11 protein-coding genes are annotated in these 15,975 nt (G+C 67.0%); 5 read left to right on the top strand and 6 right to left on the bottom strand.

Going from position 1 to position 15,975, the window contains the following annotated elements; genetic code table 11:
- Positions 1 to 91 precede the first annotated feature (91 nt).
- The 4 genes from RZV17_RS04320 to RZV17_RS04305 all read left to right on the top strand — a co-directional run bounded on the left by RZV17_RS04320 (position 92) and on the right by RZV17_RS04305 (position 4,833).
- The gene (locus RZV17_RS04320) at positions 92 to 1,390 is read left to right on the top strand and encodes a NupC/NupG family nucleoside CNT transporter (RefSeq protein WP_039408521.1); all 1,299 of its coding nucleotides are present in this window, start codon (positions 92 to 94) and stop codon (positions 1,388 to 1,390) included.
- An 80-nt stretch (positions 1,391 to 1,470) separates the two neighbouring features.
- On the top strand, positions 1,471 to 2,427 hold the full coding sequence (locus tag RZV17_RS04315) for a ribokinase (RefSeq protein ID WP_039565492.1): 957 nt from the start codon (positions 1,471 to 1,473) through the stop codon (positions 2,425 to 2,427).
- Positions 2,428 to 2,978: 551 nt separating this feature from the next.
- The gene (dusB, locus tag RZV17_RS04310) at positions 2,979 to 3,977 is read left to right on the top strand and encodes a tRNA dihydrouridine synthase DusB (protein WP_166743927.1); all 999 of its coding nucleotides are present in this window, start codon (positions 2,979 to 2,981) and stop codon (positions 3,975 to 3,977) included.
- Positions 3,978 to 4,005: 28 nt separating this feature from the next.
- Positions 4,006 to 4,833, top strand: coding sequence for a methyltransferase domain-containing protein (locus RZV17_RS04305; protein ID WP_355607517.1), 828 nt, complete (start codon positions 4,006 to 4,008; stop codon positions 4,831 to 4,833).
- Here the strand turns inward: RZV17_RS04305 and RZV17_RS04300 are convergent.
- The gene (locus RZV17_RS04300; protein WP_355607514.1) at positions 4,827 to 5,927 is read right to left on the bottom strand and encodes a metal-dependent hydrolase; all 1,101 of its coding nucleotides are present in this window, start codon (positions 5,925 to 5,927) and stop codon (positions 4,827 to 4,829) included. The two genes, RZV17_RS04305 and RZV17_RS04300, sit on opposite strands and share 7 nt — an antisense overlap.
- 221 nt (positions 5,928 to 6,148) lie before the next feature.
- Between RZV17_RS04300 and metK the strand changes: the two genes are divergently transcribed.
- Complete coding sequence (gene metK, locus RZV17_RS04295; RefSeq protein ID WP_047694400.1) at positions 6,149 to 7,360, top strand: methionine adenosyltransferase; 1,212 nt, start codon at positions 6,149 to 6,151, stop codon at positions 7,358 to 7,360.
- An 813-nt stretch (positions 7,361 to 8,173) separates the two neighbouring features.
- On the opposite strand, the gene RZV17_RS04290 is transcribed toward metK, so the two are convergent.
- From RZV17_RS04290 to RZV17_RS04270, 5 genes are all read right to left on the bottom strand, one after another.
- The gene (locus RZV17_RS04290) at positions 8,174 to 9,478 is read right to left on the bottom strand and encodes a histidine-type phosphatase (protein ID WP_355609177.1); all 1,305 of its coding nucleotides are present in this window, start codon (positions 9,476 to 9,478) and stop codon (positions 8,174 to 8,176) included.
- A 699-nt stretch (positions 9,479 to 10,177) separates the two neighbouring features.
- The gene (locus RZV17_RS04285) at positions 10,178 to 11,443 is read right to left on the bottom strand and encodes an OmpA family protein (RefSeq protein WP_355607511.1); all 1,266 of its coding nucleotides are present in this window, start codon (positions 11,441 to 11,443) and stop codon (positions 10,178 to 10,180) included.
- Between the two features lie 838 nt (positions 11,444 to 12,281).
- The gene (locus RZV17_RS04280; protein WP_355607508.1) at positions 12,282 to 14,294 is read right to left on the bottom strand and encodes an alpha/beta hydrolase; all 2,013 of its coding nucleotides are present in this window, start codon (positions 14,292 to 14,294) and stop codon (positions 12,282 to 12,284) included.
- Entirely contained in the window at positions 14,294 to 15,331 is a 1,038-nt protein-coding gene (locus RZV17_RS04275; RefSeq protein ID WP_355607505.1) for a DUF4105 domain-containing protein, read from the bottom strand. Before RZV17_RS04275 ends, RZV17_RS04280 begins: the two co-directional genes overlap by 1 nt.
- Entirely contained in the window at positions 15,328 to 15,900 is a 573-nt protein-coding gene (locus RZV17_RS04270; RefSeq protein ID WP_355607502.1) for a helix-turn-helix domain-containing protein, read from the bottom strand. The genes RZV17_RS04275 and RZV17_RS04270 overlap by 4 nt, the downstream gene beginning before the upstream one ends.
- Positions 15,901 to 15,975: the final 75 nt, after the last annotated feature.

Below are 15,975 nucleotides of genomic sequence, written 5' to 3'. Positions count from 1 at the left end.
TGTGACGGCCATCTGAATGCCGCTCGCCTTGCCCGCCGACACCCCCTGCTCTAGGCTTCTCGTTTTGCCGTCAGCAGCCCCGGGGATTGGAATGGTCGAAGGTTTGGGAAGGATCGGTTTCGGCCTGTTCGGTCTGGCGGTGCTCATCGGCATCACCTGGCTGTTTTCGAGTAACCGCCGCGCGATCGACTGGAAGCTGGTTGGCACCGGCCTGCTGCTGCAGATCTCGTTTGCCTCGCTGGTGCTGCTGGTGCCGGGCGGACGCGATGTGTTCGATTCGCTGGGCAAGGGCTTTGTGAAGGTGCTGAGCTTCGTCAATGAAGGCTCCACCTTCATTTTCGGCAGCCTGATGAACATCGAAAGCTACGGCTTCATCTTCGCGTTCCAGGTGCTGCCCACCATCATCTTCTTCTCTGCACTGATGGGCGTGCTCTACCACCTGGGCGTGATGCAGGTGGTGGTGCGGGCGATGGCATGGGCAATCACCAAGGTGATGCGCGTGTCTGGCGCGGAAACCACCAGCGTGTGCGCCAGCGTGTTCATCGGCCAGACCGAAGCCCCGCTGACGGTGCGCCCGTACATCCCCAAGATGACCCAGTCCGAACTGCTGACGATGATGATCGGCGGCATGGCGCATATCGCCGGCGGCGTACTGGCCGCCTACGTCGGCATGCTCGGTGGCAGCGACCCCGCGCAGCAAGCGTTCTATGCCAAGCATCTGCTCGCCGCCAGCATCATGGCCGCACCCGCCACCCTGGTGGTGGCCAAGCTGCTGGTTCCGGAAACCGGCACCCCGCTGACCCGCGGCACGGTCAAGATGGAAGTGGAAAAGACCACCAGCAACATCATCGACGCGGCGGCGGCCGGGGCCGGAGACGGTCTTCGCCTGGCGCTGAACATCGGTGCGATGCTGTTGGCCTTCATCGCGCTGATCGCCTTGATCAACGCACCGCTGACCTGGCTGGGCGAGGTCACCGGCGCGGCTGCCGCGCTGGGCCGGCCGACCAACCTGTCGACGATCTTCGGTTATGTGCTGGCGCCGGTTGCCTGGGTGATCGGCACGCCCTGGGCGGACGCGACCACGGTCGGTTCGTTGATCGGCCAGAAGGTGGTGATCAACGAGTTCGTCGCCTACACCGAGTTGTCGCAGATCGTGAAGGGCCAGGTGGCCGGCGTGAGCCTGAGCGAAGAAGGCCGCCTGATTGCCACGTATGCCCTCTGCGGTTTTGCCAACTTCAGCTCGATCGCGATCCAGATCGGCGGCATTGGCGGGCTGGCGCCGGAACGTCGTCACGATCTGGCCAAATTCGGCCTGCGTGCGGTGCTCGGCGGTTCGATCGCCACCTTCATGACCGCTACCATTGCCGGGGTGCTCTCGCACTTCGGTTGAGGCGGCGCGGGTTCATCGGCGTCACGGTCTAATCGCCGCACGCCACGTTTCATTCAAGTCATTCAAGCAAGCAGGTATTTATGAGTTCGGTCGTCGTTGTCGGGTCTTTCAATGTCGATCACGTGTGGCGCTGCGACGTGTTGCCGGCGCCGGGTGCCACCATCGCCGGCCGCTACAGCACCGGGCCCGGTGGCAAGGGGTTCAACCAGGCGGTCGCGGCCGCGCGTGCCGGTGCCAGGACGCATTTTCTGTGCGCGCTGGGCGACGATGCCGGCGGCGCGCTGGCGCGCTCGCTGGCCGCACACGACGGCTTTGCGCTGATCGCCGAGCCCAGCAACGAGCCCACCGGCACCGGTGGCATCTATGTGGATGGTCACGGCCGCAACACCATCGTGATCGGTGCCGGCGCCAACTCGGTGCTGAGTGCGGCCTTTGTCGACAACCAGCGCGCGCTGGTGGCTTCGGCACGCGTGCTGCTGGCACAGCTGGAATCGCCGGCGGAAACCGTCGAATCGGCACTGGCGCTTGCACGCGAATGCGGCGTGCTGACCGTGCTCAACGCCGCGCCCGCCAATGCGCCGACCTCGATCGGCCTGCTCAAGCTGTCGGACGTGCTGACCCCGAACGAGACCGAATTCGCCGCCCTGCTCGGCCGCCACGTCGGCGAGCGCATCAACGCCGACGATGTCGCGGCGCTGGATGGCAACACGCTGCACTCGCTATGCCGCAAGTTGCTGCCGGGCGGGACCGTGGTGGTCACGCTGGGCGCGGTGGGCGCCTTCATTTCGCACGCCGACGAACAGCTGCGCGGCGACACTGCCGCGCATTACCGCGTGGGCGCCGAAAGCGCGCAGACGGTGGACACCACCGGTGCCGGCGACGCCTTCAACGGCGCACTGGTCGCCTCGCTGGCGCAGTCGCCGGGGGCAAGCTTCATCACCCACGTGCGCTTTGCCACCCGCTACGCAGCGCGCTCCACCGAGGTGGAAGGCGCGGCAACCTCGATGCCACGGATGCTGCCTGACGTGGCGGTGTAAACCGCACGCGTCAAGCGATCAACAAAGGCGACTGCAGCGATGCGGTCGCCTTCTGCGTTCAGGGGTTTGGTGTGCACGTTGAGACTGTTTTGCGCCGGGGACCGCAGGTTGAGACGTGCCTGCCGACGGACGCTGCGAGCTCTGCTGCTGCAGGAACTTCGGTCGCCTTCGTCGGAAAGCGTCGGGTACAGGAACGAGGCGTGATGCTAGGGAATGAGGCGTGATGCAGCGTCGGGCGCCCGTACCCTCATCCGGCGCTGACGCGCCACCTTCTCCCGACGGGAGAAGGAAATAGAAGCTGCTCCCACTCCCAAGTGGAGAAGGAAAGAAGCTGCTCTTCTACCCACGAGGCGGAGAAGGAATAGAAGCCCCTCTCCCCGCGGAAGAGGGGTTGGGGTGAGGGTACGGTCAGCCAACAGGTTCGCTGCCCTCGTTCTATCTGGTCGCGCGCCCCACACAGCAATCGCGCAGGACCGAAGGCCGGAAGCGCTTTCCCGATTCCCGATTCCCGATTCCCCATTCCCCATTCCCCACCCAGCTACAATGCCCCCATGCAGATCGGCCCCTACTCCATCGCCCCCAAGGTGATTCTCGCGCCCATGGCCGGCGTCACCGACAAGCCGTTCCGCTTGCTGTGCAAGCGGCTTGGCGCCGGGCTGGCGGTGTCGGAGATGACCATTTCCGACTCACGCTTCTGGGGCACGCGCAAATCGCTGCACCGCATGGATCATGCCGGCGAACCGGACCCGATCAGCGTGCAGATCGCCGGCACCGAGCCGCAGCAACTGGCCGAAGCGGCGCGCTACAACGTGGACCACGGTGCGCAGCTGATCGACATCAACATGGGCTGCCCGGCCAAGAAGGTGTGCAATGCCTGGGCCGGCTCGGCATTGATGCGTGATGAGGCGCTCGTGGCGCGCATCCTGCGCGCGGTGGTGCAGGCGGTGGATGTGCCGGTGACCTTGAAGATCCGCACCGGCTGGGATTGCGACCATCGCAACGGCCCCACCATCGCCCGCATCGCGCAGGACTGTGGCATTGCCGCGCTCGCCGTGCACGGGCGTACCCGCGACCAGCATTACACCGGCAGCGCCGAGTACGCGACGATCGCGCAGATCAAGGCAGCGCTGCAGATCCCGGTGATCGCCAACGGCGATATCGATTCGCCGCAGAAGGCCGCGCAGGTGCTGCGCGAGACCGGCGTGGATGCGGTGATGATCGGCCGCGCCGCGCAGGGCCGCCCCTGGATTTTCGGCGAGGTGGCGCACTATCTGGCTACTGGCGAGCTGTTGCCGCCGCCGTCGCTGGCATTCGTGCGCGACACGCTGCTGGGGCATCTGGAGGCCTTGCACGCGTTCTACGGCCAGCCGCAGGGCGTGCGCATCGCCCGCAAGCACCTGGGCTGGTATGCGAAGGATCACCCGCAAAGCGCCGACTTCCGCGCGGTGGTCAATCGCGCCGAGACGCCGGAGGCACAACTGGCGCTGACGCGCGCCTACTTCGATGCCTTGATTGCCGGCGTGGCGCCCGAATTGTCGGACGCTGCCTGAGTTTTCCTGCATTGCTGGAGCTGCACACATGAGCGCACCGCACGACTCCCCGACCTACCTGCACGGATTTTCTGCCACCGAACAGGCGCGCCTGCTCAAACAGGCCCGGCTGCTGGAAACGACCCTGTTCAACGAGGTCGACTACAGCGGCGCGCGGCGCCTGCTGGAAGTGGGCAGCGGGGTCGGCGCGCAGACCGAGATCCTGCTGCGCCGGTTTCCCGACCTGCACGTCACCGGCGTGGACCTGAGCGAGGCGCAGCTGGGCGCGGCGCGGGCCAATCTCGAACGGTTGGCGTGGTGCCGCGAGCGCTACACGCTGCAGCAGGCCGATGCGGGCGACCTGCCATTCGAGGCGCGCCAGTTCGATGCGGCCTTCCTGTGCTGGGTGCTCGAACACGTACCCTCGCCGGCGCGCGTACTCAACGAAGTGCGGCGCGTACTGTTGCCCGGCGTGCCGGTCTACGTGACCGAGGTGATGAATGCCTCGTTCCTGCTGCACCCGTACTCGCCCAACCTGTGGCGCTACTGGATGGCGTTCAACGACTTCCAGCATGACCAGGGCGGCGACCCGTTCGTCGGTGCCAAGCTGGGAAACCTGCTGCTGGCCGGCGGCTTCCGCGATGTGCACACGCAGATCAAGACCCTGCATCTGGACAACCGCGAGCCCGGCCGGCGCAAGACCATGATCGGGTTCTGGGAAGAAGTGCTGCTGTCGGCGGCCGATCAGCTACTGCAGGCCGGCGCCGTCGACGCAGACACCGTGGAGGGCATGCGCGGCGAACTGGCGCAGGTGCAAAGCGACCCGAATGCGGTGTTCTTCTACTCGTTCGTGCAGGCCCGCGCCACGGTCTATTGAGCGTTCGGAGCGGATGCGGCGGCCGGTGTCCCGGCCGTGTCCAGGTCGCCGGTCAACGTCGTGCCGCTTGGCGCCTGCCAGATGCGGCGCCACATTTGTGCCAGCACCGCACCGATCTGGTCGCGGGCCACCGGTGCGCGATACGCCGCCTGCACCTGCCGCGGCACGATCGGCTGCCACTGTCCGTCCTCGCGATGGGCCACGACGAAATTGAAGTTGTAGTCCGGCTCCAGGCCCATGCGCAGGTCGCTGAGCATCAGGTCGTCATCGACCAGGCGTGCGCGCATGAAGCCGCGATTGAACCAGGTCAGCCTGCGTACCGAATCGAACCGGGCCACTTCGCCCAGTGCCTGGGTATTGCTGGAGAACCCGCGGAACTGCATCGGGCCGCTGTCGGCCACCAGCGAACGCTCGCCAATGACATAGCCGTTGGGCGTCATCGCCACCACGCGCCACAGCAAGGTGTTGAACGGCATGGGCACCGAGAAGCGTGGCGCGTCGGCCAGCCCCATCGCCGCCAGCGCGCGATCGGCCTGCTGGTCGACCAGGTGCTTGGCCAGCAGCGACCAGCCCAGGTACGCGCTGCTCGCCACCAGCCCGATCACCAGCGCGCGCTGCGCCAGCGGGCGCGCACGCGCGAACCAGGCCACCGCACAGGCCAGCAACAGCCACAGCGTGTACGCCGGGTCGATGATGAAGACGCTCGACCACATGGCCGGATGCGGCTGCAGCGGCCACCACAGCTGGGTGCCGTAGACGGTAAAGGCATCCAGCAGCGGATGGGTGATCAGCGCCAGCTGGATCGCCCAGAACCAGCGCGTGGGTGCACTGGCCACGCGCCCGTTACCGTAGCGCCGGAACAGCCACCAGATCAGCCAGCCCACCAACGGCAGCACGAACAACGAATGGCTGGCGCTGCGGTGCACGGTCATCAGGGTGACCGGGTCGTCGGTCAGCGGCAGCAACGCCAGCGAGTCGAGGTCGGGCAAGGTGCCCAGTGCTGCGCCGGCCAACAAGGCAGCGCGCCGCTGTCCGGGCGGCGCGATGGCAGCGGCGATGGCGCCGCCAAGAACGATCTGGGTCAATGAATCCATCGGCCGATGCTAGCAGGCCCGACATGCACGCATGGGAATATCCACTGCCACGTTTCGTCGGCGCGGAGCTGTGGATGCGCCGGCTCCTGCGCCGGACGCGCCGCGCCCACCGACATCGGCTTAACCCCACGGCATCGCGTTCAGGCGCACAATGCAACCGACACACGGGGCGTGTATCATCCGCACCCATCTTTTCATCCGAATTAAGGGATATAAGCCTGATGTCCAGCTACCTGTTCACCTCCGAATCGGTCTCCGAAGGCCATCCGGACAAGATCGCCGACCAGATCTCCGACGCCGTGCTGGATGCCATCCTGGCCCAGGACAAGCGTGCCCGCGTGGCGTGCGAGACGCTGGTCAAGACGGGCGTTGCGATCGTCGCCGGCGAAGTGACCACCAGCGCCTGGATCGATCTGGAAGCGCTGACCCGCAAGGTGATCCTGGACATCGGCTACAACAGCTCCGACGTCGGCTTCGACGGCGAGACCTGTGGCGTGCTCAACCTGATCGGCAAGCAGTCGCCGGACATCAACCAGGGCGTGGACCGCAAGAAGCCCGAAGAACAGGGTGCCGGCGACCAGGGCCTGATGTTCGGCTATGCCACCAACGAAACCGACAGCTTCATGCCGGCGGCCATCCACCTGTCGCACCGTCTGGTCGAGCAGCAGGCCAAGATCCGCAAGAAGAAGAACTCGGCGCTGGCCTGGCTGCGTCCGGATGCCAAGTCGCAGGTCACCCTGCGCTATGAAGACGGCGCGGCGACCGCGATCGATGCGGTGGTGCTGTCGACCCAGCACGACCCGGGCATCAAGCAGAAAGACCTGATCGAAGCCGTGCGTGAGGAAATCCTCAAGCCGGTGCTGCCGGCCAAGTGGCTGCACAAGGGCACCAAGTTCCACATCAACCCGACCGGCAAGTTCGTGATCGGTGGCCCCGTGGGCGACTGCGGCCTGACCGGTCGCAAGATCATCGTCGACACCTACGGCGGCTGGGCCCGTCACGGCGGCGGCGCGTTCTCGGGCAAGGATCCGTCCAAGGTCGACCGTTCGGCTGCCTATGCGGCGCGCTACGTGGCCAAGAACGTGGTGGCCGCGGGTCTGGCCGACCGTTGCGAAGTGCAGGTGTCCTACGCCATCGGCGTGGCCGAGCCGACCTCGATTTCGGTCACCACCTTCGGCACCGGCAAGATCGCCGACGAGCAGATCGAAAAGCTGATCCGCAAGCATTTCGACCTGCGTCCGTTCGGCATCATCCAGATGCTCGACCTGATCCACCCGATGTACCAGCAGACCGCCTCTTACGGCCACTTCGGCCGCAAGCCGAAGGACTTCACCTACACCGACGGTGCCGGCGTGCAGCATTCCGCCACCTCGTTCTCGTGGGAAAAGACCGACCGCGCCGACGCCCTGCGTGCCGACGCCAAACTGAAATAATCACGCCGCTCCTGCGGGAGCGAGCGCGATGCGTGACGACCGGGCCGCTGATGCGGCCCGGTTGCGTTTTGGGGGTCTGTCGGTGGGTTGCCCAACTTCAATACATGGCAAGTTGCGAAGGCGTCGGCTTATGGCAGACCCGCACGCGGACGGGCGTGACGAGATGGAGCCCCTCTCCCCGCGGGGCGAGAAGGCACGGCTTACGCGCCACCGGCGCGTGTGCCTTGGAGCGCCCGCGCCGCAAGCGCGGGCCGGGGCGCAGAGAGGGGTTGGGATGAGGGTACGGGCGAAGCCACTCACCTGCCCAATAGCACCTGGCTGCGCACACACCCTCATCCGCTCCTACGGAGCACCTTCTCCCGCCTTGCGGGAGAAAGGACAACGACGCCGGCAGTCTGCTCAAGCCTCTCTCCCTGCGGGAGAGGGGTTGGGGTGAGGGTACGGGCGAAGCCACTCCCCGCCGAATAGCGCCTGGCTGCGCACACACCCTCATCCGCTCCTACGGAGCACCTTCTCCCGCCTTGCGGGAGAAGGGACAACGATGCCAGCAGTCTGCTCAAGCCCCTCTCCCTGCGAGAGAGGGGTTGGGGTGAGGGTACGGGGCGAAGCCACTCACCTGCCGAATAGCACGTGGCTGCGCACGTACCCTCATCCGCTCCTACGGAGCACCTTCTCCCGCCTTGCGGGAGAAGGGACAACGACGCCAGCAGTCTGCTCAAGCCCCTCTCCTGCGGGAGAGGGGTTGGGGTGAGGGTACGGGTCGAAGTCACATGCCATGCAAACCATCGTAGGACTGTTGTCGCGAACTTGTTGCTACCGATCGAGCTGCAACTGCTGCTCCAGCGCCGTAGCAAAATCCGCCAATGGGCAGGCCATGCGTTGCTCCGGAGCGCACAAGCCCAGCGACAGTTCCTGCTGCAGCGGCGGGTGGTCCAGATCCAGCGGCGCGAGCGTGCGCAGTTGATCCAGCGATTGCGCCAGGTAACGTGCGCGCACCACCTGGGTGCCGTCTGGCGCACGCCACAGGCCGAGCAGCAACGCGCCGCCCGGTGGCGGGTCGTCGGCGCCGTAGCCGGGCAAGTGAAAGTGCACGCCCAGCAGACTGCTCAGCGCGGCGATATGCGTGTCGCTGCCGACGAACAGCGACACCTTCGGCGCCTGCGCATTTCCGAACCGTTGCAGCACCGCGCGCGCCAACGGGGCGCCCGAACGCTGCGCCATGTAGTGCGGGCGTGCATAGAGATCGAACAGCAATGCATGCAATCGCGACACCTGTGCCAGACGCTCGGGTGTGGCGCGGCCCCAGCCGACCTGCGCCAGCGGCAGGCCATCCGCATACTGCAGCAACAGCACTTCGCCGGTGCCGGAGGTCAGGTCGATCGGCCCGCCCAGGGCCAGGCCCCGCCCATTGGCCGAGGGCGCCAGCGTGGAGGGCATGCGCGCAAAATCGCAGGGCGTGCGGCGGCAGCCCAGAATCTGCTGCATCGCCTGCAGTTCGGCCGCGTGGCCTACCAGCAAGGCGGCCGGGCCGCCGGTCTGCCGCTGGATCGATGCCACGGCAGCGGCCGCGTCGAATGCCACCGCGCCGGCTTCGATCGGCCGGAACAGCGGGTCGTCGCTGCCTGCCTCGCGGTGGCCGGCGACCAGGCCGCAGCCGGGTGCCAGTGCGTCGGCCAGCAGCGCGCCACTGTCGATGGTGCGTTGATCGGTGTTGGCCCAGACCGACACGCTGCCCGGCGACGGGCAGCCGGCATGCGGCAGCAGCCCCTGCGCCGCCAGCCACTGACGCAGATACTCCCCGCTCAAGCGCACTGCCGTGCGACCCCGCGGGGTCAGCAGGCTGGCCGGGGTGGACCACTGCGGCCAGGGCTGGTCGGCATAGCGTGCCGCCGCTGCTTCGCCCTGTAGCGGCGCACGCACGCCGTGCCGGAAGATCACCACCACGCGCTCGAGGTGGGCCGTGGCTGTAGCGGGTGATGGTCCCGCTGCGGCGGCGCTGCCTTGCGTGCGCGCATCCGACGACGGCAGCGGTGCATGCGGTTCCGATGCTGCGCAGCCGCTCAACAACGTGGCGGCCAACGACGTCCACAGCGCGCTTGCGACGAACATCGATGGCATACCGATACGCGGCATGCGCGCGTCATGCGTTGCGCTGCTTGCCGGCGGCGCAGGGTGCCCCGTGGAGTGCGGCGGGCGCCAAGCGATCCCCATCGCATCGCGCCCGCTGCATCGATCCGCTGCGGACCGCGGCAATTCCCGCTTGCCGGCGCACGCCCCCTGCGGCCCGGCACCCTGCCCTACATCACCGACTTCGCGCGCGGCGATCCTGCTGCGCCGGCGCCTGCCGACGACGGCAGCCCATATCGTCTGCATGTCCTCTGAGCAGCTTCGTAAGCAGTGCAGCAACCAACAACGAGCGTACATTCCGTCATCCAGAGCACAGCCGGGCTGCAACACCGTCGGACATCCCGACAGTGCGACGGCACAAGCGGAAAAGCGATGCAGCAGCCCTGCACCACGCCTGCAGGCAGGCGCGGCGCATGATGGGGATGGGTTGTTTCACCCCGGTGACGCCCGGGCAAGACCCGAAATCTGCATGCCTCAGGCGCGCACCTCGGCACAGTTGCGCGAGTACGCAGCTGGAATGGCAGCCGGGCTGCGCAGACGAGGGCCGCGGTGCGGTCGCGGACATTTCCACTCGGATCGCAGTGCGGGCACTCGCGCTACGGCCCCCGCAGCCTGTTTCGCCATCCATTACTCGCCATCCAAAGAGCGTGACCATGCACCGCCATCCATGCCGTGGGCAGCGGGCCGCACTCACGTCCGCAGAAAGATCTCCACGCGCCGATTGAGCTGCCGTCCGCCGGGATTGTCTTGCCCGTTGAGGGTGTTGGGTGCCACCGGCTGCGATTCGCCATAGCCCTTCGCACCGGCCGTCTGGGCGGTACCGCGCGTACGCAGCGCGGCCAGCACGGCGTTGGCGCGGCGCTCGGACAGGGCCTGGTTGTAGGCGTCCTCGCCCTTGCTGTCGGTATGCCCGCGCACCTGCATGTCCTGTGCTGTCACCTTGCCGAGCGCAGCGGCCAGGGTATCGAGCACGCGTGCCGCATCGGGACGGATGTCGGACTTGTCGAAGTCGAACAGGATGCGGTCGTTCAAAGTGATCAAATAACCGCAGGGCGCACCGGGCGGGGCGAACTTCTGCAGCGGCGGGAAGCGGCCGGCCGGCGGCACCTTGGGCAGCGGCGGCATGCGCACCTCGCGGGGAGGCGTGCCCACCGTGCCGGTGCCGTCGCCGTGGTTCTGCACCAGACCCTCGGGCCCGTTCCAGGTACCCGACCCATCGGCGTTGATGGTCACCAGTCCGCGCGGACCGTTCCAGGTGCCGCTGCCATCGCCGCGATTGTCGATCAGGCCGCTCTTGCTGCTGTTCCAGGTGCCGGCACCCTTGCCGTCCAGGCTGATCAAACCAGCCGGGCCGTTGTAGGTGCCGCCGCCAGTGGACTGCACATCGATGAGCGCATCGTCGCCGTTCTGGCCGGTGCCGTTGATGGTGCCGCTGCCATCGGCGTTGATGCTGATCAAGCCACCGTCGAAGTTGGCGGTGCCACTGCCGTCGGCCTTGAGATCGAACAAACCACCATCGCCGTTACGCAGCAGGTTGCCATGGGCATCGACGCTGGTGATGCCTGCATCGGTGATCAACGTGCCGCCATCGCCACAACGCGCGGGCGCCACGCTGACGCCTTCAATCGGGTCGAGCACGTCCTGCAACGAGGCTTCCAGTGCGCGCTGCGCCGGGGTCACGCCGACGATGTCGGGGACCACGATCATCGGGATGGCCGGAAATTCGGGCACTGCCGCATCGGTCGCGGGTGGCGCATCGGTGGCAGGCGTTGCGGTCTGCGTTGCCTGCGGCCTTGTGCCTGCAACGTCTGCCGCAGCCTTCTGACCTTCGCCACGGCTGCAAGCCGCCAATAGCAAGGGAACCCAAATCACTGCCGACAACGTCTTGCGCATCGCGTCTTCCTTGGTTCGAGCGAGTTCGAGGGAACCGCCTGATAGCACGAGCCTGGTCAACACCGCGCTAAGAGCGGCTGACAGACCTGCCGCGCGTCCGTCCGTCCGCCAGGCGTGCGTGTGTGTGCGTATGTATTTGCGTGCGTGCAGTGATTTTCGGGCCACGTCTTGGCGATGCCGTCAGACGTCCAGGCCAGATGCCGAGTGGGTCGAGGGCGCGGCGCCCTCACCGCTTGCGGGACACGCCGTGAATCCGTCGTAGAGGCTCGATGGCGGCATCCATGCCGCCACACGGTCCCGCAATCGGCGAGGACACCACGCCAGACAGATGGCTGGTGGTTTTGTTGAAGAATCAAGACAGCGTGTCGCGGCTTGCCGTTGCTCGTTGAGAACTTTGCGAACCAGCCAACTTGACTGGTCCTTGCCCGCCCACCGTCGCGGGACCCTTGGCGGCATGGATGCCGCCACGGAGCTACATGGACGTACTTGCAGCGTGTCCCGCGATGGTGGGCGGGCAAGGGACCTGCAGCAACGGCGCAGATGATCCGCTCTCCGCCTGATCTTCCAGAATTGAGCAATCAGGTAGCGACGACTGCATCGTGCGTCTCGCGATCGCTTGGCTATCTTCAAGTCTGTCGAGGGCGCGGTGCCCTCACCGCTCGCGGGACACGCCGTGAATCCGTCGTAGAGGCTCGTTGGCGGCATCCATGCCGTCAACGGTCCCGCAATCGGCGAGGACACCACGCCAGACAGTTGGCTGGTGGTTCTGTTGAAAAACGGAAATGCTGCATCGCGCAGGTTGTCGGTTGCTGGTTGAAAACTCTGCGCACCGACCATCTCCACTGGCCCTTGCCCTCCCAGCGTCCCGGGACCCTTGGCGGCATGGATGCCGCCATGAAGCTTACGGGGACGTACTTGCGCCGTGCCCTGCGGCCGCCGTACTTCCTGCCGCTTCGGCCTGCAACTGCGCGTGCAGAATGCGGCGGATCTCCAGAATCGCCTGCGGCGTTTCCTGCACGCTGTGCCAGGAGGTCACCACCAGTTCGGAGGCGGCGCCATCCAGATGCGCGCTGCGATACGGCACCAACCCGTCGTCGGAGTCGGCCAGCGGCACCTGCGGTTTTTCGCGGCCGACGATGGTGTGGTACTGCACCTGCGGTGAGATCGGCAGATCCATCGTGGCGCGCACGAACGGGTCGGTATCGCGCAGGTTGTCGATGCTGGTCGGCGGCAGCAGGCGGCCCTTGCGCCGGGACTGGCCACCGCGGCCCTCACGTTCGCTGTTGGCGAGGTCCTGCAGTACATCGCCAAACCGGTCCAGCAACGCAATCGGCAACCGCACCAGGCGCCCGACGAAGCGCCCCAACCCGCCTTCGGCTAGTGGCGTGCCACGATGTGGCGCGGCGATAAAAATCGCGCGGTCGATCTGCGGCATCGGCGAAAAATGCAGCAACGGCGACAGCTTCGCGCGCACGCGGGCGCCGCGCTCGCCGTCCAGCCGGTAATCCCGCAGCAGCGCGTCCCACAGCTGTTCGCCGGACGAGGACACCAGCAGCCGTCCGATCACTCCGCCCATGCTGTGGCCGATCAGGACCATGTCGTGCGAGGCGACGGCGCTGCCCGCCGGGTCGAAGTGGCGCAGGCTGCGTTCCACCAACGACTGGATTTCCGCGCGATTGACCGCGATGGGCGCATTGGTCGGGTAGTACACCTGCCAGATCTGGTAACGCTGACGCAGCGTTTCATCGCCCATCACTTCGTTGGCCACGTTGACCCAGGCCTCTGGGCTGCTGGCCAGCCCGTGCAGCATCAGCAGCACGCGACGATCGGGGTCGTACGGCTGCATCAGATACAGATGCGGGCGCTCGATGCCGCGCGCACTGCCCAGCATCGAGCGCAGCGACTGCGCCGCAAACCCCGATTTGGCCAGCCACAGCCCGTAGGCGGCGGTGAAGTTGGCCGCCAACGGCACGCGCTGCCCATGCAACACCACCTCGTTCTGGCGGTACGGGTCGTACGGCACCAGGGTCACCAGATCGGTCTCCAGCACCGCTGCGAGCGTGTCGCCATCGAAGCGCAGCAACAGCGTCGCCGGTGCGTACGGCATCTCGCTGAAGGTCGGCAGCGGGCGCTCGGGCGCGGTACTCGGGGCGATGGCTTGCTGGACCGCCAGCCCCGCCGGATCGCCGACCAGTTGCGGGTCCACTTCGGCCACCAGCTCGGCACCGAAACCGTCGCGCCGATAGGTGCTGCGCAATCCGTTGAAGCGCAATGCCGAGGCGGCAAAGATGGCGCGCGGGGTATTGCCACCACCGGGAAGCCGGTAGGCCGACATGTCGACCACCACCTGCCAGCGGCCGACCGCGGTGGGCGCCGGGGTGGTGTCGCCGGCCTGCTTGGAGCGCGCAAACAGGCGCTCGACCACCTGCTGCACGGCATAGTTGTAGTAGTCGCGCACCTGCGTCTGGCGGTTTTCAAACGCACGCGCACTGGGCGCGCGCGCAGTGAAAAACAGGTAGGCATACGCATGCCGCGCCGCCTCCAGCCAGGCATCGGTGGCCACGTCGCTCATCTGCGCCGGATTGCGTCCGCCCAGGTCGATTGCACGCGCGGTCCAGAGCTCGGCCTGGGTGGCCAGGCGACGCTCTTCGCCGATGCCTGCCACCGTGGTCAGGTGCTGCAGGCAGGGCAGCGGCTGCGTGCGGCAGGCCTTGGGCTGCAGTCCGGCCACCTGCAGGGTTTCGCTACCGGCCTGGCTGAGCGCGCCGGTGCTGAGCACATCGCCGCGGGTCTGCGCGACGTAATCGCCGCTGTTGCGCGACTGCACCGTGACCATGGCGCAGCCGCTCAACCACCCACTCATCACCACCGCCACCAGCACGGTCGTGGCCCGCCACCATGGCCTGCGCGGCATCACTGCTTCGCACTCGCCGAGGTGCCGGGCGCCGGCACCTGCGGCATGCCGGCACGGATGCGCTCGGAGAAATCGCTCGCCTTGTCGGCGGCGATCGCACGCGCGGTGAAATGCCCGCGCTGCTTCAAGGTGGCAAAGTCGTACCCGGGCATCAGGCCGTGATGGTCGTAGGCGTATTCGTCGACATAGCCGGACAGCAGCAGGCGGTGATCCAGCGGTAGCGTGGGCTGCAATTGCCGCACCAGCGCGAACACAATGGTGGTGCAGTTGCTGGTGAGCGTGTTGTAGAAGGCCGGCGCGCGATCCAGCTGGTTGGCCAGCTCCACATACCCCATGAACATGCGACGCAACCCGGCCTTGGGAATGGCCAGGCGATACAGGTACATGTCCTCGCCGCGCACATTGGTGCGCACGCGCAGGATGTCGTGCTCGTCGGCGGCCACCAGGGTTTCTTCGAAACTGCGGAAAAACCCGCCCAGCGCCGAGAACGACTCGTGGCGCTCCTTGCGGATTTCCAGCGAGAACACCACATGCGAGCCATCGTCGAAGCCGAACGACACCAGCGTGTGCGCGATCGCCGGGCCCATCCAGTACGACAACGCCAGATCGGCGCTGACCAGATGGTCCAGATCGTACTGGCGGGTTTCCCAGCGCGGCACGTAGCGGGTTTCGCTGTGCCAGTCGAAATTGCGCACGTTGCGCAGGGTGACGATGTTGCCCTGCACCTGCGGCTGCAGACGCTGCGCGACATCGTCGGCCCAGTCGCGGTCCTGGCTGGGCTGCATGAACCCCCACGACACCGCCAGCACCACGAATGCGGCAGCGAAGATGCCCACCAGCGCCCAGTTCTCGCGGCCACGCCGCAGGCCCCACAGCGCGGCCAGTGCCATCGCGCACCACGAGGCCACCCAGCCGATGCGTACCAGTGCATTGCCACCGAGCGCGAAATAGATCGCCAGCCCGCCCCAGCACGCGGCCAGCACCAGCGCGGTGCGCAACGCCCAGCGGCCGATGCGTGCGCGGGTGGCCGGTGTCATCGCGTGCCGCCCTCCGGCACCTGCATGCCCAGCGCGTGCATCAGCAGGTCGGCCGAACGGTGGGCCAGCCGCTTGCGTTCTGCTTCATCGTTGCCGCGCAGGCAGCTGCCCAGCATGTCGATCACCAAGAGCAGCTGCTCGTCGTCGACATCGGCCCGGCACAGGCCGGCGTTGCGGGCGCGGTGCACGAAGGGCAGGAAGATCGCCACCACGCGCCGGTCGGCCGCTTCCACCGCCGGGTGCGCGCGCTCGATCGAGCGCCAGAAGTCCACCAGCGGTGCGGACTGGGCGATGTGTTCGGCCACGTCGTGCAGCAGCACGGCCAGCCCGTCCGGGCGGTCGGCCAGGTCGGCGGCCAGCCGCTCCAGGCCATCGAGCCCGCGCGCCATCAGCGCGGTCATCAGCGCCACGCGGTCCGGGAAATTGCGGTACAGGGTGGCGCGGCCAAGGCCGGCGCGCTCCACCACCAGTTCCAGGGGGGCATTGACACCGTGTTCGCTGAACACTTCGTCGGCGGCATCGAGAATCTGCCGGCGGCGCAGCGCGGCATCAGGGCGGGAAGTCATCATGCCGGCATTATCGGACAGATTTGTCCGGTAACGCCAGAGTCCGCTTGCTCAATCGACGTCCTCCCCGACCGACGG

Source organism: Xanthomonas cannabis (assembly GCF_040616535.1).
Classification (GTDB): domain Bacteria; phylum Pseudomonadota; class Gammaproteobacteria; order Xanthomonadales; family Xanthomonadaceae; genus Xanthomonas; species Xanthomonas cannabis.
This window is presented reverse-complemented; position numbering and strand designations above follow the sequence as displayed.